This window comes from Candidatus Krumholzibacteriota bacterium (genome assembly GCA_016932415.1).
GTDB lineage: Bacteria > Krumholzibacteriota > Krumholzibacteriia > Krumholzibacteriales > Krumholzibacteriaceae > Krumholzibacterium.
The window spans coordinates 35,459-59,341 of record JAFGCX010000009.1 but is presented as its reverse complement, the minus strand read 5'-3'; the positions used below and the strand labels follow the sequence as shown (position 1 = coordinate 59,341).

18 protein-coding genes are annotated in these 23,883 nt (G+C 49.4%); 12 read left to right on the top strand and 6 right to left on the bottom strand.

Going from position 1 to position 23,883, the window contains the following annotated elements; all coding sequences use genetic code 11:
* The first annotated feature begins 7 nt into the window (after positions 1–7).
* The 5 genes from JW814_02570 (at position 8) to JW814_02550 (ending at position 4,535) form a co-directional block, all read left to right on the top strand.
* Positions 8–823: an RNA methyltransferase gene (locus tag JW814_02570; protein ID MBN2070315.1), complete on the top strand. Its 816-nt coding sequence runs from the start codon at positions 8–10 to the stop codon at positions 821–823.
* A gap of 61 nt (positions 824–884) precedes the next feature.
* Complete coding sequence (locus JW814_02565) at positions 885–1,385, top strand: nitroreductase family protein (protein ID MBN2070314.1); 501 nt, start codon at positions 885–887, stop codon at positions 1,383–1,385.
* A gap of 18 nt (positions 1,386–1,403) precedes the next feature.
* A complete protein-coding gene (locus JW814_02560) occupies positions 1,404–1,694 on the top strand; it encodes a hypothetical protein (GenBank protein ID MBN2070313.1) in 291 nt (96 codons plus the stop codon).
* Positions 1,695–1,822: 128 nt separating this feature from the next.
* The gene (locus tag JW814_02555; GenBank protein MBN2070312.1) at positions 1,823–3,577 is read left to right on the top strand and encodes an acyl--CoA ligase; all 1,755 of its coding nucleotides are present in this window, start codon (positions 1,823–1,825) and stop codon (positions 3,575–3,577) included.
* Between the two features lie 7 nt (positions 3,578–3,584).
* Positions 3,585–4,535, top strand: a complete 951-nt coding sequence (locus JW814_02550) for a UbiA family prenyltransferase (GenBank protein MBN2070311.1) — start codon at positions 3,585–3,587, stop codon at positions 4,533–4,535.
* Between the two features lie 7 nt (positions 4,536–4,542).
* Here JW814_02550 and JW814_02545 read toward each other — a convergent pair whose 3' ends face one another.
* Positions 4,543–5,358: a M48 family metalloprotease gene (locus tag JW814_02545; protein ID MBN2070310.1), complete on the bottom strand. Its 816-nt coding sequence runs from the start codon at positions 5,356–5,358 to the stop codon at positions 4,543–4,545.
* A gap of 1 nt (position 5,359) precedes the next feature.
* Complete coding sequence (locus JW814_02540) at positions 5,360–5,977, bottom strand: protein-L-isoaspartate(D-aspartate) O-methyltransferase (protein ID MBN2070309.1); 618 nt, start codon at positions 5,975–5,977, stop codon at positions 5,360–5,362.
* 325 nt (positions 5,978–6,302) lie between these two features.
* Between JW814_02540 and JW814_02535 the strand changes: the two genes are divergently transcribed.
* Together JW814_02535 and JW814_02530 are read left to right on the top strand one after the other, a co-directional pair.
* Positions 6,303–7,538 (top strand): dicarboxylate/amino acid:cation symporter, encoded by a 1,236-nt coding sequence (locus tag JW814_02535; protein ID MBN2070308.1) that lies wholly within the window; start codon positions 6,303–6,305, stop codon positions 7,536–7,538.
* Positions 7,535–9,679: a tetratricopeptide repeat protein gene (locus JW814_02530; protein ID MBN2070307.1), complete on the top strand. Its 2,145-nt coding sequence runs from the start codon at positions 7,535–7,537 to the stop codon at positions 9,677–9,679. The genes JW814_02535 and JW814_02530 overlap by 4 nt, the downstream gene beginning before the upstream one ends.
* Before the next feature lie 42 nt (positions 9,680–9,721).
* Here JW814_02530 and JW814_02525 read toward each other — a convergent pair whose 3' ends face one another.
* Positions 9,722–11,371, bottom strand: a complete 1,650-nt coding sequence (locus tag JW814_02525; protein MBN2070306.1) for a Na/Pi cotransporter family protein — start codon at positions 11,369–11,371, stop codon at positions 9,722–9,724.
* 207 nt (positions 11,372–11,578) lie between these two features.
* Here JW814_02525 and JW814_02520 point away from each other — a divergent pair, with 207 nt between their 5' ends.
* The gene (locus JW814_02520) at positions 11,579–13,168 is read left to right on the top strand and encodes a hypothetical protein (GenBank protein MBN2070305.1); all 1,590 of its coding nucleotides are present in this window, start codon (positions 11,579–11,581) and stop codon (positions 13,166–13,168) included.
* 2 nt (positions 13,169–13,170) lie between these two features.
* Positions 13,171–14,109 (top strand): hypothetical protein, encoded by a 939-nt coding sequence (locus JW814_02515; protein MBN2070304.1) that lies wholly within the window; start codon positions 13,171–13,173, stop codon positions 14,107–14,109.
* Here JW814_02515 and JW814_02510 read toward each other — a convergent pair.
* Together JW814_02510 and JW814_02505 are read right to left on the bottom strand one after the other, a co-directional pair.
* A complete protein-coding gene (locus JW814_02510) occupies positions 14,097–15,497 on the bottom strand; it encodes an O-antigen ligase family protein (protein ID MBN2070303.1) in 1,401 nt (466 codons plus the stop codon). The genes JW814_02515 and JW814_02510 overlap by 13 nt on opposite strands.
* On the bottom strand, positions 15,497–16,576 hold the full coding sequence (locus tag JW814_02505) for a hypothetical protein (protein ID MBN2070302.1): 1,080 nt from the start codon (positions 16,574–16,576) through the stop codon (positions 15,497–15,499). Before JW814_02505 ends, JW814_02510 begins: the two co-directional genes overlap by 1 nt.
* A gap of 383 nt (positions 16,577–16,959) precedes the next feature.
* On the opposite strand from JW814_02505, the gene JW814_02500 reads away from it, so the two are divergent.
* The gene (locus JW814_02500; protein MBN2070301.1) at positions 16,960–18,288 is read left to right on the top strand and encodes a hypothetical protein; all 1,329 of its coding nucleotides are present in this window, start codon (positions 16,960–16,962) and stop codon (positions 18,286–18,288) included.
* A 54-nt stretch (positions 18,289–18,342) separates the two neighbouring features.
* Here JW814_02500 and JW814_02495 read toward each other — a convergent pair whose 3' ends face one another.
* A complete protein-coding gene (locus JW814_02495; protein MBN2070300.1) occupies positions 18,343–20,223 on the bottom strand; it encodes a tetratricopeptide repeat protein in 1,881 nt (626 codons plus the stop codon).
* 254 nt (positions 20,224–20,477) lie between these two features.
* Between JW814_02495 and JW814_02490 the strand changes: the two genes are divergently transcribed.
* Together JW814_02490 and JW814_02485 are read left to right on the top strand one after the other, a co-directional pair.
* Complete coding sequence (locus JW814_02490) at positions 20,478–22,769, top strand: hypothetical protein (GenBank protein MBN2070299.1); 2,292 nt, start codon at positions 20,478–20,480, stop codon at positions 22,767–22,769.
* Positions 22,766–23,854 carry a hypothetical protein gene (locus JW814_02485; GenBank protein MBN2070298.1) on the top strand — a complete coding sequence of 363 codons (1,089 nt, stop codon included), beginning with the start codon at positions 22,766–22,768 and terminating at the stop codon, positions 23,852–23,854. Before JW814_02490 ends, JW814_02485 begins: the two co-directional genes overlap by 4 nt.
* Positions 23,855–23,883: the final 29 nt, after the last annotated feature.

The following is a 23,883-nucleotide window of genomic DNA, read 5'->3' as shown; positions in this document are numbered from 1 at the left end:
TGCAAAAATGAGTCCTCAAAAGATTTCGAGTCTGCACAACCCGGTCGTCAAATCGCTGATCAGACTCGGAAAAAAGAAAGAAAGAGACCTTTCGGGCCTGATGCTTATTGAGGGAGTAAGGGAACTCCATTCAGCTCTGAAAAACGGTATCGAGGTCACCGAAATATTCATCTGTCCCACTCTTGCCACTGATGAGGAGAAGGAAAACCTTCTGACAGTGCTTGGCCCGATGAATATCAAACAGACTGAAGTCACTCCTCAGGTTCTGGAAAAAATAACGTACAGGGGCAGTTCGAGTTTTCTGGCAGCGCTCGCTAAAAAAATGAAAAATACCCTTGATGATCTCAGGCCTGGCGCCAGCCCCCTTTATCTTGTCGTCGATTCAGTCGAGAAACCGGGGAATATTGGCGCAATTTTCAGGTCCGCCGATGGTGCTGGCGCCAGCGGAGTCCTGATAAGCGATCCGGTCACTGACCTGAGCAATCCGAACCTCATCAGGGCAAGTCTCGGGACTGTCTTTTCCATTCCCTCGGCGATCTCCCAGGCGGAAGAGATCATCAAATGGCTCAAGAAACATAATATAAGGATAATGGCGACAACTCCCCGGGCGGAAAAATTATATTCGGAAATGGACCTTACCGGACCTGTCGCGATAGCCGTCGGCAGTGAGGACAGCGGTATCAGCGGTAAATGGATGGACGCGTGCGACGATGGGATCAAGCTTCCTATGCATGGAAATGCCGATTCCCTTAATGTCTCGGTGGCAGCGGCGATAGTCCTTTATGAGGCTTTGAGGCAGAGAAAACAGGTTACGTCAAAATAGCGGGGAGATCGGATGGATGAACCGGTGATCCCCGGCAGGATCGAGCAGAATGGAGTTTGCGATGTCGAATGAAAATATATTCGCCCGAAGAAGTATAAGAAAGTATTCAAACCTTCCTGTCGGGCGGGAAGATATCACGGCTCTTCTTGAAGCGGGCATGGCCGCGCCTTCGGGAAGAAACCTTAAACCATGGCATTTTATTACAGTTACCGATCGAGAGGTCCTCGACAGCCTGGCCGAAGCCCATCCACATGGCAAGATGCTTTTCGAAGCCACCGCGGCAATCGCTGTCTGCGCCGAGACAGCCATCTCCCCCGATTACTGGGTCCAGGATTGCGCAGCCGCGACGGAAAACATCCTCGTCGCGGCGACCGGACTGGGGCTGGGATCAGTCTGGCTTGGATGCCATCCCAGAGAAGAACGCGTATCGGCGATAAAAAAGGTCCTTGATATCCCTGATGGAACGGGAATACTGAGCCTTATAGCGATCGGCCACCCGGCGGAGGAAAAACAACCGAGGACCCAATACGACGAAGAAAGAGTACACAGGGGAAAATGGTAAGAAACGGAAAGGTACGAGATGGAGCTGTTCGTCGACACCGTCTTTGAATCTATCCTTGAAAAAATGGAGGACCGGTTCGATTCACACGATTTTATCTTCGAGATGATGCGCGCTTTTCCCAGGGAATACACCATCGCTCTGTATCAGTGCAGAAAAGCAAAAGATCCTATCCGGACGCTTCATTCCAGGATCGGCAGAAAACTTCTTGATTTCAGCGACAGGATCGAAAAATCTTCCCGAAAAGCGTCAAGAAACACAAGAGGCCTGCCGTCAAGAAACCAGTACTGGGAAAAAAATAAACGAGTCTGATCCACACCGGCGGTAACCACCTCTGTCAGGTGATCAAAAAAGAATTGCCCGCGCTGTTTTATCCTGATAGATTCGTACAAGGACATGGTTTTAAGGTATTAAAATGGTAATATCAGGAGGACCGTAATATGCAGGGGCACCCTAAACTCAATATTCCAGGCGGATTTAAAGAGATCGGCCTGAAGACTCTTCCCGATATTTTCCAGCATGCCATTGACAATTACCCTGGCACTGTTGCTATCAAGAAAAGACATTCATGGGGACACCAGTCGATATCATACCAGGAATTCGGCAGACTGATCTCTTTTCTCGGATCCGGATTGATTGAACGCGGCCTCAGCAATGGTGACCGCGTAGCATTGATGGCTGAAAACAGCCCCGAGTGGCTGCTTGTCTACGCCGGAGTGACTTCCTGCGGGGGTGTGATCGTACCACTCGACACCAATCTCCAGGAAAATGAACTGAGGCATCTTCTCCTTCATTCTGAAGCGGGATCGATCGTCGTCTCTCCAGGAATATACAATGACCTGGTAGAAGGAATGAACCTGCGCGATATAGACGTTATAGTCATTGGAGAGCAGGAGACAGGAATAGACGCTCTATCGCTCGGCGAGTTGATGGCCAGGGGAAAGGAAAAGGTAAACAACGGCGACACCTCATTCTTTCGGCGCAGGACGGAGGTCAGGCCGGAAGATACGGCGGCGATCTGCTACACTTCAGGTACCACTGGACAACCGAAGGGCGCGGTCCTTCTCCACAGCAATCTCGTCGCCAATATTGAATCGCTTTCATGTATCATCCGTTTTACTTCAGATGACGCTTTTCTCTGCCTGTTGCCACTTTACCATACATTTCCTGTCATGAGCGTTTTTCTTACTCCTGTCTATAACGGCTCTACGATCGTCTTCGCCAGATCGATCAAACCAAAGATCATCCTTGAAGATATAATCAGGGAACAGATCACCGTCCTTGTCGCCGTGCCTCTTTTCTACGAGCATCTCGCCCCCCTTCTTGTTCCGGTGGAAAAGGATAAAAAAGGCGCGAGCGGTAAAGTCAGGCGATTTTTCCTCCGGGCGGTGATCGGACTGGGGAGGCTTTTCGGCCGAAAGAAACCATCGGGAACAATGACGAAAAAGATAGTCACCGCCGGGATGGAAAATATCAGGCTGTGCGTGACAGGCGCGGCTGCACTGCGTCCTGATGTCGAAGAAGCCTTTATCAAAGCGGGAATACCGCTGATCCAGGGATATGGAATGACCGAGACATCGCCGGTGATCGCGATGAACATTCCTGACAGCCCGAAAAATGGGACAGTTGGACCTCCCCTTCCCGGAATCGATGTGGTGATAGATTCTCCCGACAGTGACGGAGTCGGAGAAATACTCGTCAAGGGGCCGAATGTGATGAAGGAATACTACAAAAACCGGGAGGCGACCGCCGCCGTACTGAAAAATGGATATCTGCGCACCGGAGACCTTGGGAAAAAAGATCAGGACGGGTATATAACGATCTCTGGAAGGATAAAATCGCTGATAGTGACTGCCGGGGGGAAAAACGTCTATCCGGATGAGCTCGAAGCAATGATAATTAAAAATCCGTATATCCTTGAGTGCGTCGTTCTATCTGTAGAGGACAAAAAGGGCAATACACGGCCCGGCGCGGTAATAGTACCCGACTATGACATGCTCGGGACAGTCGCCGAATTGAAAAGCGAACTGACCGAGGAAAATATAAAAAGATTCATCGGTGAAGAACTTCGCGCCATATTTGAGGATCTTCCTGATTACAAACACCTGCTCGGTTTTCAGATCAGGGACATGGAGCTTCCAAAGACGACTACGCGCAAGGTGAAACGCCACCTGGTATCGTGGGCCAGGGAATAGATCAGCGATGGTAGCTTCGCACCTGGATAAAAGACCTTCAATTATATTGCGGTCTCTCGATCATCTGTTTCTTCTCAGGCCACTCATCCTTGTTCCCGTGTGGACATTCTTTCTGCTTGGCGCCTGGCACTCCGGCCATTCGGGAGATCTCTGGTCGGGCCGATTCATTCCGGGAATAATAGCCTTTACGATGTTGACCGGAGCCATTTATATAATCAACCAGATATCGGACAGGGAAAGCGATCTCGATAACGACAAGCTCTTTTTTATTCCAGAATCGATCATCTCCGTAAGAACAGCATCAGTGGAAGCATCGGTCCTTATCATCATTTCGCTGGCGATCTCTTTCACGTGGTTACCTGCCGGTTTCACGCTGATCTCGTTCGCCGGCCTGCTTCTCGGCATCATTTACTCGGTAGAGCCTGTAAGGCTCAAAAAACGCCCTCTTTTCGACGTACTTGCCAACGCTGTTGGAAATGGCATTCTCAACACTCTCGCTGGATGGATCGCTGTCGGAGGGGAACTGAAAGGTCTGATCATCCTTCTTCCATATCCATTCGCTGTCGCCTCGGTTCACCTGGTGACAACCCTGGCTGACATCGAAGGCGACAGGAAAAGCTCGCTCCGCACCAGCGGAATCGCTCTCGGAGTAAAAAAGGGATTGATCTTCTCGACGATCCTTATGGCAGCTGCAGCGGTTCTTGCCGTCATTTCATCAAACAGGGAAGCGCTCTATGCCACCCTGCTCTCCCTTCCCGCTTTCCTGGTTCCGATGAGATCTGAAAATGCCCGTCTTTCCCGGAGCAATATTCTCATTCCTGCCAAGCTCTCCACTCTTGTTTTTTCTGTCGTTGCGGGATTCCTGTTCAGACTGTATATCCCTTTCCTCTTAATTATCGTCATAGCGACGAGGATATACTACAGGCGAAGATTCCGGTTAGACTACCCGTCAATGTAAAGACCCTTCACGGCAGGGATCTTTTCATCTCCTGGTACCTGGCCGCTGACCTTTCTTTTCCGGATGTATCTCCAAACGACGCTACGATCGTCTTCGTCCTCGCGATCCTGTCTGAAGTAGGCGGATGGGTCGAGAGAAGTTCCTCGAGCTTGCCTGGTTCCCTTTCTTCTGTCGAATGCAGTTTGCCGAGCAATTCGACTATTCCGTTGGGGTCATATCCGGCGGAATTTGAATATTTCGATCCAAGCCTGTCAGCTTCAAACTCATTCGTTCTGCTGTAGGCGAGGAATCCCCCGGTGGAGAATATGTTCGAGACAAGCTGGGCCATCTGCCCGGGATTGTCTCCAAGTATCAGGCTGGAAAGGATCTGGTATCCATACATCGCCGTAAGCCTCTCGGTCGAATGACGCGAAGCCACGTGCCCGATCTCATGAGCCAGCACGCCTGCAAGTTGAGCTTCGTCGTCGAGTTCGGATAACAGTCCCGTGTAGATATAGATATACCCTCCCGGAAGAGCAAAAGCGTTTAATTCATCTTTATTTATAACAGCAAAATGATACTCGATGTCCCTTCGATCGCAGACCTGGACAAGACGATTTCCGACCCGCTGGACATACCCCGAGACCTCAGGATCGTCATAGATCTCGAACTGCTTTTCGATCTCTACCGAGAACTCCTTTCCCATCTGGACCTCTTCGGGAGAACTGATCAGGTTGACCTGGCCGGAATTTATGCCGGTCGTGGCGCAACCGCCGGCAAGAACAGCGAAAAGAAAGATTACACCGTATCCTGATAATCTTATAAGATCCTTTGAATATTTCATTTTACTTTTTATTCCTTTCTCTTATCTTCCCGGTCATCGGAACGAACTGCACCGGCACTGAAGAGTGAAGTTTGAGTCCGTCTGCCACTTTTTCATACAGATTGAGTTTTTGGGGAAACTGACCTTCCGGGATCACAAGCATCCCTCCCAACTTCAGTTGCTCGACGAGAGGTTCAGGGATCCTTGGAGCCGCGGCGGTCACTATAATACCGTCAAAAGGAGCTTTCCCCGGCCATCCGTTATAACCATCCCCCGTTCTGACCATGACATTATCGTATCCGAGCGTATCAAGCAGGGCGGAAGCACGCGAGGCCAGTTCGGAAAGGATCTCGATAGTAAAGACTGAATCGACGATCATCGATAGAACAGCTGCCTGGTATCCTGAACCGGTCCCGACCTCCAGTATCCTGTCCAGCGAATCAGGACTCAGGAAAGCCGTCATCAACGCTACGATATATGGTTGAGATATAGTCTGTTTACTCCCGATTGGGAGAGGACTGTCGATGTACGCGATACCAGTATATTCTTCGGGGACGAAAAGATGCCTTGGGACGCTTTTCATGGCGAGAATGACTTTCTCGTCCGTTATTCCCCGGGCGATGATCTGCTCGCGTACCATCGACTCTCTGAGCCTGTCATAGACGACATCGCCCGTAGTGCATCCCTGGGAGATATAAAGAAGGAGCACTGATAAAATGAGTACGCTCTTCTTGATCAAGGCAGCCTTCCTGCTACGGGTCAACCTCACAATAAACCCTTTGCCTGGTTCGGGGAGTGAAAAGTTGTTTTCATCACGGGTATTTTGTCTTACATTAAACAGGAATTCAAGTAATTTCGGTTCCGTCAGCCTCAGCGCGAGGGTGATCACCGGATGCAGACGGCCAGCAGGTTTAAATGTGAATCTATTCAGGAAATTTCTAAAGATTCCCCTTCATACAAAGATCATGATCGGTCTTGTCGCGGGAATCCCGATAGGTCTCCTGCTTGGGCCTCGAGCTGAAGTTATAGAACCTCTTGGTAAACTGTTCATCCGGTTGATTCGAATGATCGTAGTCCCTCTCGTCTTCTCATCCCTCTTTGTCGGTACGGCAAGCCTTGGTGATATTAAAAAACTCGGAAGGATAGGAGCCAAGACCGTAGCCTATTATCTTTGCACAACGGCTATCGCTATCACTATCGGCCTTACTCTCGGAAATATCTTCAAACCTGGCGAGAATATAGATTCTTCGACCAGGACCCAGTTGATGGCGTCATACGAAAAAGAAGCCGCTCTTAAAATTGATCTCGCTAAAAACAAACCCGGAGTCCTGGAGACGATAACCCGCATTGTCCCTGCCAATCCTGTCGAAAGCCTGGCTGAGGAGAACATGCTGCAGATAATATTCTTCGCTCTGATCTTCGGGATCGCTGTGACTTTGATACCGGGAAACGGCGGAAAACCTGTAATCGATTTTTTCGCGGCGGTAAGCGATGGGATGGTCCAACTTGTCCATATCGTGATGAAGATGGCTCCCCTTGGAGTACTGGCTCTGATCGCCGCCGTCGTCGGAAAGTTCGGGATCGATATCCTCCTTTCCCTTCTCCGATACGCTATTGTCGTGATCGTCGGCCTCGCTGTCCACGGAGTGTTCATCTACTCTTCCGCGGTCCGCGTCTTCTCCGGGATCAGGCCGATGGTTTTTTTCAGGGCTATCAGACCGGCCCAGCTGATCGCCTTCTCCACCTCGTCGAGTAACGCGACCCTTCCGGTCACCATAGAATGCGTCGAGGAGAACCTCGGGGTCTCGGAAGAAATATCGAGCTTCGTCCTTCCTCTCGGCGCGACGATCAATATGGATGGAACAGCTTTGTATCAGGGCGTCGCGGCCGTATTTATAGCGCAGGTATATGGTATATCTCTCTCGATAGGAGATCAGCTGACGATCGTCCTCATGGCTACGCTTGCTTCTATAGGGACAGCCGGCGTCCCTGGCGTGGGGATCATAACCCTGGCGATGGTCCTTCAGACGATAGGAGTCCCCCTTGAAGGGATAGCGCTCGTCCTTGGTGTCGACAGAATACTCGACATGTGCCGGACAGTGGTCAATATTACGGGTGACGCCTCCGCTGCCGTCATCGTGGCCGCCACAGAAGGAGACCTGCACGCGATTCCGGCAGAGTCTGAAAAGGAGAAAAAATGATAAAAAAGATACAGATATTGTTCCTCCTGTATATAATCGTTACGATAACATCTTCGACATTCGCAGGCCTCCCCCTCTGGGGCCTTTCGTCATGGTCGGCAGTTTCGTATACAACGCAGATAGTACTCGCCGCGATTCTCCTTCTGCTTCTGATCGGCGGGATCAATCAGAAGATCCTCAATATTTTCAATCGCATCCGCCTGTCTGACAGATGGATATCGATTATCATACTTGGCATAATGGTCATCCTGATGTGGCAGCTCAGGTCCGGGCATGATTACTGGGGTGAAAGGGTTGAGATCTCGGAGGCTGTCACAAATGGTATTTTCTTCGTACCCGGCGCGCCCCTGGCCTTGATGCTCAATCAATTGATATTCATCCTGGCCAATTCGATCCTGCTGCTGAGCGCTTCTTCAGCCACGACTCTTCTCAGTATTATCTCAGGTGGAGTATACATACTTCTTGCCGCTTTCCTCTCCCGCGCTCTCCACCGGGAAGGTAAATACCTCTCCGAAAACCGGACCCTTTCGCTTCTTGTCGTGGTTTCGGGAGGATATTTTACCCTCTTTTTCGGATCAGGGGGAAACACGCCTCTGGCGATGCTCTTTGTGATCCTTTTCGTCGTCTCCTCAATAACCCATATAAGGGGTAATACTCCACTCTGGTTGACTGCGTTCTTGTTTATTCTCTCGATCATGGCCAGTCTGTCCACACTCTTCCTTCTGCCCGGATTCGCATATCTCGCCGCTGTCGACTTCAGGGAAAAGGACCGAAGAAGAGGTATTATCCCCGCTATCACTGTCATTGTAATACTATACGCGGCGGCAGATCTGTCGCCTTTTTGGGGAGGCAGCTTCTCCGGACCATCGAGATCCCTTTTTGCCCTTTTCCGGGAGTTCACTCATTTTCTCGCTTCAGGCAATACCATCAAACTCTTTTCCGACTTGAGCAATGCCCTTCTTCTCGCCGGTCCAGTGTCGATCACAGCCCTTTTCTTCCTCCTCACATCCAAACGGAACAGGCACCACGCGGCTCAATCTTCCCTGTTCGAGGAAAGGTTTCTCGCCACGGCGTCCGTGAGCGCTTTTCTCTTTCTTATCTTGACCGCTCAAAAGATAGAGTCCGGTCTCCGATGGGATATTATCGCCGTCTCGGGTCCCGTGTTCGCGGCCTATTCGCTCTGGGCCCTGAATTCACGTCTTGCATTCCGTTCAAAATTCGGTTACGCGGCATTGCTCATTTTCGCTCTTGGTATCTTTCATTCGACCCCGATGATCGCCATCTCGCATTCGGATAATCTCGGAATCAAAAGAATCAGGGAACTTCCCCTACCACAAGGCGGACCGGAGAAGATCATCGGCAATAGATATTTCGAGAAAAGACAATTCGCCGAAGCTACAGAGTGGCTCCAGTTATCGGCAGGGAAAAACGGGGAAGACGCCTCTGTCTGGTCGACTCTCGCGACGATCAATACGATGGAAGACAGAAAGAGCGATGCTGTATCGAACATGATCAAGGCCGCGAGATTGAGACCTGATGACATGGAATATTCCGAGAAACTGGCTGAGGCATATATCGAGAACAACTGGATGGAAGAAGCTATAGCGGAATATATCAAGCTTAAAAATGCTGACTCGACAAGGGTCAGGTACTGGATCCGGCTTGGCTACGCTTATAATCACAGCAGCAGGTACGATGAGGCCATCAGGACTTATGAGACGGTCCTCGAGTTCGACCCGGAGAACGACCAGTACCTCAAGAACCTGACTTCAGCGCTGTTGAACAAGGGCGTAGAGCTTCAGAAGGAAAAAGAATATGAAGAAGCAAAGCGATACTACGAAAGAGCGCGGAGGACCTATCCTACGGACTGGATCGCTTCAAACAATCTCGCCATGATCGCGATGGAGAAAAAAGAATTCAAACAGGCCCATAAGATCCTCAGTGAAGCACTCAGGTCGAACGATTTTTCACCGACACTTCATTACAATATGGCACTTGTCGAGGAAGAAATGGGCAATTACTCCGTAGCGCTCGACCACCTTCGCCGCTGCGGCGAACTCAACAGGACTTCGCCGCCTCCCAACGATGATATCGAAAGGATATCGAAGAAACTCCGGGAGCAGGAGAAAAGTCCCCGATAAGATTACCGCGGTCTCTTAGCCCTTCTTCCCGTGTTCCGTGCGCTAATCCCAGCGGAACCCGCCAAGCAGTCCCTGGGCTATATTGGCAAGATGATCCCCGATCTTTTCCATATAATCGACGCAGTCGAGGAAAATCATCCCGGCGTAGACATCGCATGATCCGGCATTAAGCCGATCGACATGCTTCATCCTCAGTTCGATCTGCATCCGGTTGAGGAGGTCTTCCTTCTTCATCGCTCTCTTGGCGTGTTTCAGATCGTTCGTCTTTAATCCTTTATTGACATCTTCGATCATTTCCAGCGTGATACCGAACATCTCCTGCAGTTCTCCGACCGCATCAACAGACAGTTCGAGTTTCCGATCCATTTTTCTCATCCCCAGTTCGACGATATTCTCCGCCTGGTCGGCTATTCTCTCTATATCATTGACGGAATGAATAAAGACGGGGATCATCTCCGCTTCCTCTTTATCGAGAGGCTCCATCGAGATATCGATAAGATAACGGGTGATCTCGGCCTGCAGATTATCGACCGCCTCTTCCCTTCTCGAAACTTTTTTCGCCATTTCGATCCTGTTATTGACGAAAAGATCGAAGGAACTCTTGAACGCCGATTCGGCCAGCCCAAGCATCCTAACGACCTCAAGGCGACTCTGATTCAGGGCGATGACCGGCGTTTCGAGAAAATGTTTTTCAAGGAATTTCGGTTTGATGCTTACCACGTCCCCGGTCTCCCTGATCAATTTTTCTACCAGCTTCTGAAGCAATGATGTCGCCGGCAGGAATAATATAGCATTGAAAATATTGAAGGCCGAATGAGCCAGGGCTATATGGACCATGATATTCTTTGTATTAACGGCTCCCGGGACAAGCCACTCGATAAACCTTTCATACAGTCCCATGTAGACGAAGATCAGCATGTAAGCGGTCCCGAAGACGTTGAAGAGAGTATGCGCCCAGGCAACTCTCTTTGCTCCGGTCGAGCCATTTATGGTCGCTATCTGCGCCGTGATCGTCGTCCCTATATTGTCTCCGAGAATAATCGGTATCGCGGCTGGGAAATCGATAAGCCCCCTCAGCGCGAGAAGCTGCACAAGAGCGATCGTGGCGCTGCTGCTCTGCAGAAGCATCGTGATCGCGGTGCCGACCAGCACGCCAAGGATCGGGTACTCGCTGAAATTGACCATGATCCGCAACACATGTTCGCTGCTCTCAAGAGGTTCGAAAGCGTCTTTCATGAATCCGATGCCGACAAACAGCACACCGAATCCAAAGATCACTTCTCCCCACTGCTTGAGACTTGACCTGCGTTCCATCAACATTAAGAAGAAACCTATCCCGACTGCCGGAAGAGCGTAATGAGTGATCTTGAATACAGCGAGAAAACTGACCAGCCAGGCTGTGAATGTCGTGCCTATGTTGGCACCGAGGACTACGGGTATCGCCTGTTTTAAAGTAAGAAGTCCGGCATTTACGAAACCGACGACCATCACTGTCATCGCGCTGCTGCTTTGTATCAGGGCGGTGACTCCGGCACCGACAATCATGGCGATCAGCTTATTCTGCGTCAGATAGGAAAGGATATCCTTCAACCGGTCGCTCGAGACCCTTCTGAGCCCTTCCGACATGACCTTGATCCCGAACAGGAAGAAACCGAGCCCGCCGATGATCATAAATGCCATTTCAAAACCCAATTCATCCTCCATGGAAAAACATGACAGATACTAATAAAAGGATTACCACTATAATTAAATATCCCATGCCTTGCAAGGAAAAGAAGCTCGCGCAAGGCCCCGTGATTTCGCATCATAAAAAACGGGATCTCCCGCTCAATTATCTGTTGACTGCCTCTATTCTAAATCCTTATAATACAACGAACTTTACAGATAGAGGTCAAACTGTTGCCAAAAAAGAAGTTTTTCGCATATATCTTCCTCGCCGCGGCGCTGGCCCTGTCTGCCGCCCCCGCCGTCGCTGGAGAATCTACGCTGATAATAAATTTCCCCTCGATCTCGCCCGATGGTGACGGAACGCAGGATGAATTATCAGCGACTCTCATCGTCGCGACAGAGATCGATTCACTGATCCTTACTGTGGAGGACCTGTACGACACCGAAGTGTTCGACACTCTCTTTTTCCTCACCCCCTGCCCGGAAGGGGAATATACCGCTATCTGGTATGGCAGTGATTCCCTGGGCACTCCGCTCGGTGAGGGCGAATACCGGATGAAGCTTTATGAATCGACCGGATCGAGTCCCGATATCACCTTCCGGACGATAATCATAGACATGACGGCGCCAGTGATAACTATCGACAGGATCGAACCGGGATCTTTCTCCCCCGGCTATCCCGATACGTCGGCGAACGTATCAGTATATTATATTGTCACCGGATATGAATCGGGGTCCGATCTGACGATCACTATAACAGATCCTGATGAAGAGTCGGACTACTACCCGCTCGGCGCGGCAGAAGACGGTGAATACAGCTATACTTTTAAACCGGCTGGCTCATGGGTCGACGGAATATATACTATCGGACTGAAGATCACCGATGAAGCGGGAAACAGCTCAATTTCCTCAGGAGCGCTGAACATAGACACGAAGGGTCCGGTGATTAAGTTCCTGACCAGCCTGCCATCTGATACGACAGACGCGCCTCTCTCGATTACCGGTTATTGTCATGACCGAAGCGGGGTCCAGGATACGATCGATCTCTCCTGGGGACAATATGATGATGAAGGAAACTATTCGACTACTCCATATTTTCTGCCGGACGAGACGTGGATGCAGGCTGACACTCTTTACTGGAGATTCGATCTGCCTGACAGCATAACCGGAGTATCTTCCTATGACGAAGGCACTTACACCCTGAAAGTGGTCGCGACCGACAATTTTGACCAGCAGAAACAGGAAAGCAGAACATTCACTCTCGACAGGACAGCACCGCCCGCTCCCGTGATCAACAACCGGAGTGGACGGGTGATATTACCCGACCTGATGCTTGATATCACCTATGACGATGATGATACGGAATACCTTTCGATCTTCAAGGTCTTCGAAGGCGATACGACAGAAAACCATATTCACCATAAGATGCAGCATTCTGTCGTTCTTCTTCCAGGCACAAGCCATATATGGATCAGCGCTGAAGACAAGGCAGGAAATATCAGTGAGAACTCCAACACTGTGACTATAGACTACGACGTCACCTGTTCCGTGGAATTTCCTGAGGTATTCCGCTCTCCCGGCAACTTTGAGATCGTTACTACCGAGACGGCCCAGGAAGTCATGATAGAGATATATGATATTGCTGGAGAAGAGGTAAGGACTCTGTTCGAATGGGGACCATCGACAGCCTTCCAGATCGAGTGGAATCTTCGCAACAATGACGGAGACGATGTCAACAACGGCCCGTTCGTCGTAGTGCTGACAATTGAATATGGCACTAGAAAGACTGTGGAAAAGAATTTCATCGCGGTGGTCAGATAAATATGGTAATTACCGGCAGATCGATATTGACCTTCCTTTTTGTCAGCCTCCTGGCTTTATCGCCGGCGCGAATATCAGCCGGTGAAGGTTCAAAAGGCGGTTCGTTCCTCCCGCTGGGATGGGACGCGCGAGGGGAAGGCCTTGCCGGCGCCGCTTCTCTGCTCGTCAGGAATGATTGCTCGGCATACTGGAACCCGGCAAACCTCGTCTTCCTCGAAACTACGATGATGACTCTTGGCACGATGAAACCTGTTCCCGATCTGAATAACAGGTACAGCATCCTCTCTATAGGAACAGGCCTGCTCGACACAAGGGTCTCTCCCGATGGCATGGTATCGATGAGAAGGTTCGCCGCGGCCCTGAGCGTGACTCATCTCGGCCTTGATCTCTCTGAAGGATCGGGTTGGAATGAGAGCACCATAGGATTGGCAGGAGCTTTTTCCCCGAATCACTTCAACAGCTTCGGGATCGGCTGCAAGCTGCTTAAAGGCTGGACAGACCTTGATAATGCTGATTCCTGGGGTTTCGCGCTCGATATCGGATGGACAACGAGACTCCACAAGAATATATGGTTCGCCCTGGTTGGAAGGAATTTTAACGGTACTGTTCACTATCCGGAAAATGACTATGATATCGATTCATCGATCAACATTGCCATATCATGGGAAAATATTTTTGACAGGGTTTCGGTGGAATGCGACGCGGTGAGTAAAGAAGGAGAAATGAACCGGTTCCTTTTCGGATCGGAGATCATCATCGCTGAAAAACTTCTTCACATAACCTGCGGCGCCGACATGCGCCTTGTAAACGGATCAAGGACAATACCGCATGTCGGGTTGCTTTCCAACTACAGGGATATCCTGATCGCTCTGTCCTTCAGATTCGATCCTCTGGACGCGTTCGGAAGGCAGACGAGGATCTCGATCGGTTACGGTCTCTGATCTTCTTTATTAATCAATTTCATGCTATTGCCAGCAAGACGGGATCTTCCCGAGTAGACGTACCATGCCACGGTCGGCAAGACGAGCGTGAACCAGAAGACCATATTAAAAGCTACCGGAAGGGTCATGGAATTGGCCAATACGGCAGCATGCTGGATAAACAGGACTCTTCCTACCTGCGCGGCCTCGGGATCGTCACGACGATCGATCAGCTTCTTTATGACCTTGAAATTATAAATGATTATAACCGACAAGACCGCAAGGGCGATTGAACCCATTTCGGCGAATACCTGGAGAAGGGAATTGTGCACGACGTCGCTGAAAGGGACATAACGCGCGGCGGAAAAGAGAAAACTCCCTATTCCAAGACCAAAGAGAGGGTTTTTTACTCCAAGGATAAGAGAGATCCTTATTGTCTCCAACCGGGACAGGATCGAGAAATCCTCTGATATCCTGGAACCTACATCAAGTATCGAAGATATCCTGTCCCAGTACAAATATGGAGCGAGTATAGCTCCGGCCGCGATAAGGATCAACCCGGTGCTGATAACAGCCTTGTTTTTTCTCTCAATGATGAACAGAGCGAGAAACATGAAAACCAGGCCGATAAAACCACCTCTTGAGAAACTCAGAAAAAGGACAAATATCGACCCCCCGATCGCGGCCGTCGCGAGCGGTCTTATAAACCATGGTCTTCTGAATCTGGCGAAGACGAGAAAAAGTATCGGGATGATAAAGTTCAGGGTGAAGGCAAACATATTCGCCTCTCGCTCATACCCTTCGTACCGGAAAACACCTTCTTCCCACATAAGCGAGAGATCGGCGAACTTGTCGGGCGGAGGGAGGATAAAGGGAAGAAAATTGCTTATCGCGCTCGCGAATGCTATCACGCAGAGAATTGTGATAAATTCTCTTCTCGTCGATGAAAATTGAATGACGAAAAAAATATATATAAGATAGCGGATAAACAGACTTATCCTGTAAATGGAACTGTCTATATCCCTTGACAACGCCATCGATTGAAACGCCAGTATCAGGAAGGCCAAGGTCATCAGTAAAAACAACCTGTCATGAACAAGCACGTTGCGGCCTTTGATACAGGCGGTCAAAAAAGTGATAATCAACAGGATCGAGATCGACCTGGTCACGGGGAGATCTGAAAAGATATGAAGGTTGGAGAATAATAGAAATAAAAGCAGATAAAATGTCCACTCCGGTTTGTCGAACAGGACAAATATGACAGGTGAGATCAACAGCGCTGAAACAGCAAGCCTTATAAGCCCTGGAGGAAGAAATATCGCCGAGAGGGCGAGTAGAACCGTCACCGCAAGGAGAAGAAATATGATTTTTCTGCCCTTGAAGGAAGCGGTTTCAGGTCGAAAATCCATCAATCTTCAAGCCTCTTTTCCCGGCCGTCTCCGGCAGGCAGACCTCCATCACTGGAAAAATGACCGGTTCTTTTATTCTCTTCACCCTTCTCTTTAGACATCCCCTCTTTCCAGCCCCTGAAGAGTCCCGCCTTTATCTGTTCGTAAAGCAGGATGGAAAATAACGCCCAGAAAAAAGAGGCAAGGGTGAATACGATCACGATCTGCTTTCTCTTCGGCCACGATCTCACGCCTGGAATATATGGGGGATCGATTATTCTTATGACGCTGGCGTCGCTTGACTCGGAGACTCTGGCATCCTCGAGTTTCAACATTATGAATGCCAGAGCGAATTCCTGGATCATCCTGTCGCTGACAAGAGACATATATCCGGAAGCAATCTCGGGAAATTCTTTCAGGGGAGGGAAAAGCACACTTGCCTCCCCTCCTTCCATCATATTTTTGAGTTGCTCCTCTATTTTTTCAAGTTCGAGATCAAGCATCTTCATCTCGGGAAAATTGTCCTTCATCGAACGTTCAAGGATATTTCTTTCTATCTCAAGAAGATTTTCCCTGGCCGAGATTCCGGCCATGACCAGAAACGCCGCCCTTGCCTGTTGCTGGATCGCGAAAATGCCGTGCCTGTCTGAAAAGTCCTGAATCGATGAATCAATCACGGCTATTTTGCCGCGCCTTCTCGCGACCTCGTCTTCAAGGTATTTTCTCGTCGAACCGGCGCTCGCGACCGACATTGACACTAGGATGCTGTCGATGTATCCTATGTACGCGTCGACCATATCTCTCGCCATGACAGGGTTCTCCGATTCCACGCCGATCTCAAGTACGCCTTCATCCCTTACGATCACTATAGTCGCGCGCATCAGCTTTTCCCTGACCTCCTCTTCACTCCTGACGCCGTATACGGTCATTAGATCGAATTTTTCAGACATCAGGGTGCTCATCAGCCTGCTGCGGACTATATAGTCTATGATAAAATTTCTACGGACCCTGACAAAGGCCGAATAGGTTTCTCCAAGAGCGCCGAGGTTGGAAAAAAAACCTCCTCCCCCGGTCAGTTCATTCTCAACTCCTGCCGGCATAAAGGCCGCTGTCGATATATATTTAGGAGACAAAACGAGGCTAGCAGCCACAGAAATAACACATCCAGCCATTGTCACAAGAACAACTGTCTTTTTATACCGAAGGAGAATGGAAAGGAAAGTCAACATAGTATCCAACTGGATAAATATTAATCTTCGGGGAGAAATACCCCCGTTATCACGCCTGTACGCGCAAAATGTAACATCACCGTATTAAACCGGCAAGCGTAAATCGGATCTTTCCGGCGGGAACTGTCTTAAATCGGGAAATAATCCTTTTTCTCAATATGATTATTGAGTAGAATCTGGTTCCTGATATTATGATGCGAAAATCTCCTGGATAATTATTACAGGCAGACAGACCCGGAAGAGGAGATCCGGTATTGGTCGACAAATTCGATAATAATCTGCAGAACGCGCCCGATATACCGCCTGATTCTGCGGTATCACCGAATCTTCGCCTGACATTGATCATTCCCCTGATGATCCTCGTAATACTGAACGTGCTGATAATATATGCTGTTTTCACTCTCTCCGGCGGGAAAGAAATCGCCGATGACGCGAGGATACTGATCTACTTCTCCGAGCACCCTCTCGTACTTTGGGGTGACTACACTGCTTCCGGAATCAGTGATAACTGGGGTTCATTTCCACCTCTTCTTCCTCTCCTGTTCAGTATTTTAGTGTACCCATGGTTGAGGATCCTCCCCGATTTCTGGGGACTTAGAATCGGGATACTGTCATGGACAGTTATGACGATGTTCGTGATTTCCCTCGTAATGGACAGGATCGAAGGATTTAATCAAGCTCGCAGGCGCTCAGCCCTGGTCTTATTTTCCCTGCTGCCTTCAGTGTGGGGAGCTGTCGCCCTGATCCCCCAGGAAGAAATTTACGCATCACTTTTTGTTATAACACTTTACGTTTTTGCGAAAAAAGAGTGGTGGAAGGAGATCGTTTATATATTTATTCTAACTACCCTTGCCGGCAAATATTTTTTACTGATCCTGGCTATACCGATCGCGCTGGCATCGCCCCGCTCCCTGTATTATTTCCGGTTATGGACTCTCACCTGTATCACGGTCCTGGCTGCTCATATAGGATATCACAGGATATTTTTCGGCCTTACTCCGGTAATCGCCCATATGATAGATCCGGGATCTTCTCTCTCGCTATGGGCCCTTTTCTGGAACCTCGGGTTAAGGATTAGTGAGCCCGTGATAAAGATCGCTTCTCTTATCCTTGCGACCGCTTCCGTTTCCCTGTTCTGCTGGAGAGTCCACAATAGAATTCCGATGGTCTTTATGATTTCGGGCGCCCTTTACCTGACGCTCCTTACCATATCGATCACATTTCCCGCCTATGTACTCTGGGTGCTTCCTCTGATGCTTATATGCCTTTCGAGAATGGAAAAGGCCTTATATCGCGGATGGACAGTTTTTTTTATGGTAGTATGGGGTGCGGGTGAATGGGGTTCCAACCTGTTCAGGGGAGTAGCGCTGGCCCTCGGCACAAGCCGCGCTGAAGGCAAGACCAGGATTGCAGATCTTTTCCAACGCTGTTTAGGGGATGATTTTCCCTTTTCATTCTTCCATATTTTATGCCTTATACTTGTTATCACAAGCGCGATTGCTCTGATATTCCTCTTGTGCAGGGCGGGAATCGAGGTTCAGAACAGGAAAGAACCTGACGTGGCGACGACCGATTTCTCTTGAATCGATGAAATGAAATCCCCACCGTCAGTCCGTTGAAGCCAGGATCGATGACTGTCACTTCAAGCCCGTGGGCTGGTCATTGATCTCCATGATCAGTTCATTCATGATCCGCGAAAGTTTTTCATCGCCGGGGGCCAACTCGAGGCCTTTCTTTATCCATTCAATCGCTTCCGGTATATCGCCTTTTTCATATTCCAGTCTCGAAAGAAACTGGCAGGCAAGGAGACGATCTCTTTTAAAATCAAGCCGATACGCGTAAAGAAAAGCTTTTGCCGCTTCATCCCTGTCTCCGACCTGTTCGAGCAACGAACCATATTCTACGGCGAGAAGAGGAAAATCCGGATCGATATTGAATGCCGAAGAATAAAATCGGCGGGCTTGATCGAGTTTCCCCTGTTTTAACAGCGCTCGGGCATAGTTTATATTGGTCATGACCTGTTGCGGTGCCATATCGTACGCCCTTGCAAAAGCTTTCTCACCTTTGATATATTCACCTTCCTCCATGTAGTGATTCCCGAGAAAGGTATATGAGGCGCTCCTGTCTATAGCGACTGTCTTTACAGCTGCCATCGGCACAGACAGCGAAGATCCGACAACCGCGACAGCCGTCGCCCGCTTCCATCTACCCCCTCTCACCCAGTCGGCGAAACTTGTCACGCCGAATGCGGCCATGACGATCAGGACGGGTACTGAAGGTATCCTGTAGCGTGTATTGATATAGAAGAACATTATCGACGCGAGGGCCGCCAGGAGGAATATCGACGGAATACTCCTGTTTCTCCCCCCGATAAAAAGAAAACAGAATCCGGCGAAAGCAAAGACCGATATGATCGAATACGGCAGGATCAGAAGCCTGAGGATCCAGCATTCCTCCCTGTACGCCGATATCTCGACGATATCGGAGACTTCGGCCCCATTCCAGAAAAGGACGAATTTCCTCGCCAGAAGCCTTGCGAATCCCACCGGATCTGTCAGTATCCATTCTTTCGAACGTCCAAACCAGTAATCGGACACTTCAGCCATCGAGAGACCGCGATTTGATTCTCTTTCGGCTATCCGCCCGGCATCTTCTATCAATCCTCGCATGTCCGATCTCATCCCGTCAGGAGGATCGTAGATCCCGGTCGCTTCCGGCCTGTTTCCTATATAAAAGTTTATTCCTCCATGAGTCGTCACCGGCACGAACTTACCGGTCTGTGCCGCGTTATATACAGCGGAAGGAAGGATCATGATGATTATGCCTGCTACGCAGAGCAGACTGGTTCGAAGGCTCCTCTTTCTTTCAGTACCACTGATCAGAAACCGGAGAGGAAGCATAAGAATAAGTGGGAAAAAGAGGTTCGGCCTGCCAAGAGCTCCGGCGCCGAGAAGGATACCGAATAAGGATGCAGCTGCCTCGACCGGCAACGGCCTGGAGAACAGGACGATCTTTGACCCGTCGCGAAGACTGGAATCGACCAGAAGGGCAACGGCAAAAGACGCTGCCGCGATAAATGTCACGAAAACAGTCGCCAGCAGCGCTCCTTCATACAGAAGAAACTGCGGATAAAGAAGCCCTGCCGCCGCCGCTATCAACCCGGTGGTGTATCCATCCGATCTGACGTTGCCGCTTCTTCGGCCGAGGAAACGCCCTGAAAAAAATATGAGGCCTATGGTAGCCAGTCCGGTGACCGCCTGTATGATCCTCGGCCAGAGCAGGCTCCTTCCGAAGATACCGGTTATGGCGCTTAGAATAAAAGGATAGAGAGGATTGAATGATATCGCTGTTCCTTTCAATCCGCCCCCCGAGTTTATGCGGGCTGCCAGATCGAAATAAAAGTCCATGTCAAGAGGAAGGATTCGGCCTATATCCGACCTGCCAAGCTGGATGATATAGACAATTCTTAATATGACCCCTGCCGTGAGGATCGTAAGAAGAAAAGATCGTCTTCGCATGCCCATATATTGCTTCTCCCTGCGCTGAATCCACCTGATCTGATAAATTACAGGCCAATCGTTCCCTGTTCAAGTTTTTTAAGAGCCGGTCTTATCCGTACGCCCGGTTTCAGGCCTGCCGGTAGTCGCGGCAAATCATCATGCCATGATTATTATGACATATAATTCCCTTGAATCGGCGCTTCAATTTCAGTTAGACTCATTTTTCGGGGCCTTAACAGACAATCTAAAAGTGAACCGGTGCCATCTTTTCTTTGCGTGATAAAAAAATGAAAGAATCAGGTTTTACAATCAGGGATATCGACAACCTTCTTGAAAATCTCTACCAGAGGCTTAGAGGGAAAAAAGAAGGGTTGTCGCTTGTCGAACCTGCCGCCATCCTTCTTTCCTGGCTGAAGGAGTCGGACAGGCAGGCTTACGATTTATATATATCAAGGTTTATCCCCGTATTGATCGACGCGTTGGTCGCTGAATCGTTCGTCTCGTTTGGATATGATGGATTGACTTCACTTTTGAAGATCACTTCTGATATCCCGCTGCTTGCCGGCGAATACATGCCCGACACGGTCGATCGGAACATCAGAAAGATCAGAGAGAAGATCGCGAGGATAGACAATACTGTTGATGGAAAAGGCGACGAGACCAATCAGGCAGGATCCGGCGGAACAAAAGGTGATGCCAGATCAGGTTTTTTCCATGAGAATCTTTTTGATTCCGCGGGCATTCCATTCGTTTCGCTTTATTCCACGGGATCCGTGCCGCTGACTACGGGGCGGGTCATCGAGCTGAGCATAAGCCTCAAGATCACCGGTGAGTGGAGTATCAGAAAAAAATATAAACCTGCCGTGACGTTTGATCATATATCCGCCGAGCCAAACAGCATCTTCGAGAAACAGGTCTTCACGGCAATAAACGCCGCCGAAAAATTTGTTTCTTCTTCATTGAAAATGCGGGGTATATTCAGGATTCCCCGACAATATACTGTCTCCTTCCCTGAGATCGCTTCCCTCCCCGATCCCATAAGCGTTATGGTTACCGGCGGCTCGGCAGGACTCGCTATCACTGCTATCCTGATATCGCTTCTGGGCAAGCTCGAACTGGTCAGATCAAGTTGCCAGATTCGCCCACGCACGGCTTTCACCGGGACAATCGACGATTCCGGAAATATAGTGCCGGTGGAAGAAGGTTTTTTAAAGGAAAAGGTCCGCTCGGTATTTTTCTCGACCTGCGAGAGGTTCGTCGTCCCCGGAGAGAATATGACGACTGCCTGCGAATGCCGTAAGACTTTTATCAATGACCATCCGGAGAGAAGACTCGAGATCATCCCCGTTTCCGATATCTCCCGGCTGTGCGGGGAACGTCGCGTGATGGAAGAACGTACTACCTCAAGGTTGAGGTCGATTCTGCAATACGCTTTTCACCTGCGCAAGCACATCATCACCGGAACATCGGTGACAGTAGCTGCCCTGATATATCTTTTTTCAATACAACCTTATCTCGACGATACGATCTCAAACGTCGAATTCGCCGACAGCACTCTTATCATGAAAAACAATATGGGTAAACCGATCGCAGACTATAACGTGGGTTTTACTCAGCACGGAAAAAACGATACTGGATACGAAAGATACTTTATCGACGATTACGATAATGACGGGAAGATCGAAGTAGTCTGCCTTCTGGCTGAATCCCGCAAGTGCCGTTTAAAAGCCGGCCAACACAACAGGATACATATCATGATCTTTGATGACATAGGATCGATGGTCCAGAAATATATTATTGACGATGAAAAGATCCTCGGGGCAGAGATCGGGACAAACGGTACGGAATTTCCGCTATTAGTGAGGAATTGTCATATTCTCAACGATGATTCCGGGCAGGCTCTTTTTTATATTGTCGCAAACCACACTGCCTACTGCCCCGGTGTCCTGATAAGATATTCAATAAGGGATAATACCGCCGGCCTCTTCTTTCACAAGGGGATGTTAAGAGATATACGGGTCGGCGACTATGACAACGATGGTCAGACTGAGATCATGCTGTCCGGTTATAACATTGACCTTGAAGCGGCTGTAATGATAGGTCTTGATCCCGGATATATGAACGGATCATCCCCTAAAGGATACTGTTATACCGCGCCAGGTTATACTGATGACATTGCCAAGTATATCGTCATGCTCCCTGACTATGATAAATATGTAAAATTCAGAAATGAGATGGGAATGAACGTCACTTTTCATGAGACGACTAAAGATCTGTCTGTTCTCGTAAAGAGCAGAAGAGACGACGTCCGGTTCTTTTTCGACAGCGACCTGTCCTGCTACAGAGCTCAGGTAGTCGATTGCAAGCAGTTAACGGCCAATTCGACCGTCACAAGGGATGATGTCCGCACTGTTTATTATAAAGGCAGAGAAGAGGACGAGAAATGGCTTGCACGGAACGTGAAATACTGGGATGGCACGAGATGGGTCGACACCCCCGTCATCAGCAGTTCATATCTCAAATCGATTGCTGCCAATAATACAGCCCCGGGGCAGCCCCGATGAATGATCGACTCCTTGAAGACAGCATCGAACTGGAAGTCCTCTTTAAAGCGGCGCAAAAGGTAGATTCTCTTTTTACCGGGCTGCCGGGGCACGGCGACCCCGCTGTTGAGACCGGAAAAGCAGAATCCTCCGCGAGAGAGCAGTTCCGGATTATTCACAGGCATCTTTACGCCATGGCCGTCGCGGAACTCAGATCCAGATCTCACTCTAAAGACTGGTTTCTTCTCGAATCAGTATCGTATGAATCCGAGGATATCGCGAGCGAAGCGGCCGAGATCCCTTTTTGCTCACGGGGTAACGATGGATTTCTCGACCTGGTCAACCTGATAAGACGGTTCTTCCGGAAAACGAAAAGGTCGGATAAAAACGATTTTTTCCTGTATCTCAAAGGTATAACGGGAAAAAACGTCAGTAGCGTGATAAGGGATATATACAGATCGGAAAAGAGCCTTCTCCATTACATTTACACCGCGGCTACAAGACACATAAGGAATGATCCAAGATATTCAAGGGAAGGGGACCGGATATCGGATCTGGCTTCAAACGATACGGGTCAGAGTCTCCACCAGGCTTCAGTAGAAGATATCGTCTCTCTATGTCCGGTCGACCTGCCCCGGTCGGTGACACCTGGCAGGATGACCGATATTATTTTTGATGCCCTGGCCCTGGATGAAAGATTTTCACCGGTTCTTGAACTCTCTGTTCTACGGATGGCGATATTTCAGCTGATAAGCTCGAAATTCACTCCTTCAATCAGGAATATCTACAATAGCGATCCCATGCAGGAATACATGCAGAAACAGATGCTGCACCTTGCCGCCGAGGCTGTCAGCGAAGCGGCGGAGCAATATCACTGGAGAGATGATGGATCGTCCCGTTACAGGGACCTTTTTATAAAAGTAGCGGCAGATCATATGGAAGAGACTATTATGCACGCGGAAAGATCTCCCTCGCACGAGATCTTCGCGCGGTACGCGGAGCATTGTACACGCGAAATTTACAGAAAAGTGTATATGGGCAGTTTTCAGAACTTCTGGAATGTGGCCTGGAATAATCTTTTAAATAAAATTCGTGCAGATGTTTGATTTGTCACCAGTAAGGAGTAACTGGATGC

Coding starts and splice junctions, on each gene's coding strand:
- JW814_02570 (MBN2070315.1), top strand. CDS start 8: ATGAGTCCTCAAAAGATTTCGAGTCTGCACAACCCGGTCGTCAAATCG.
- JW814_02565 (MBN2070314.1), top strand. CDS start 885: ATGTCGAATGAAAATATATTCGCCCGAAGAAGTATAAGAAAGTATTCA.
- JW814_02560 (MBN2070313.1), top strand. CDS start 1,404: ATGGAGCTGTTCGTCGACACCGTCTTTGAATCTATCCTTGAAAAAATG.
- JW814_02555 (MBN2070312.1), top strand. CDS start 1,823: ATGCAGGGGCACCCTAAACTCAATATTCCAGGCGGATTTAAAGAGATC.
- JW814_02550 (MBN2070311.1), top strand. CDS start 3,585: ATGGTAGCTTCGCACCTGGATAAAAGACCTTCAATTATATTGCGGTCT.
- JW814_02545 (MBN2070310.1), bottom strand. CDS start 5,358: ATGAAATATTCAAAGGATCTTATAAGATTATCAGGATACGGTGTAATC.
- JW814_02540 (MBN2070309.1), bottom strand. CDS start 5,977: ATGGTACGCGAGCAGATCATCGCCCGGGGAATAACGGACGAGAAAGTC.
- JW814_02535 (MBN2070308.1), top strand. CDS start 6,303: ATGATCGGTCTTGTCGCGGGAATCCCGATAGGTCTCCTGCTTGGGCCT.
- JW814_02530 (MBN2070307.1), top strand. CDS start 7,535: ATGATAAAAAAGATACAGATATTGTTCCTCCTGTATATAATCGTTACG.
- JW814_02515 (MBN2070304.1), top strand. CDS start 13,171: ATGGTAATTACCGGCAGATCGATATTGACCTTCCTTTTTGTCAGCCTC.
- JW814_02510 (MBN2070303.1), bottom strand. CDS start 15,497: ATGGATTTTCGACCTGAAACCGCTTCCTTCAAGGGCAGAAAAATCATA.
- JW814_02505 (MBN2070302.1), bottom strand. CDS start 16,576: ATGCCGGCAGGAGTTGAGAATGAACTGACCGGGGGAGGAGGTTTTTTT.
- JW814_02495 (MBN2070300.1), bottom strand. CDS start 20,223: ATGCGAAGACGATCTTTTCTTCTTACGATCCTCACGGCAGGGGTCATA.
- JW814_02485 (MBN2070298.1), top strand. CDS start 22,766: ATGAATGATCGACTCCTTGAAGACAGCATCGAACTGGAAGTCCTCTTT.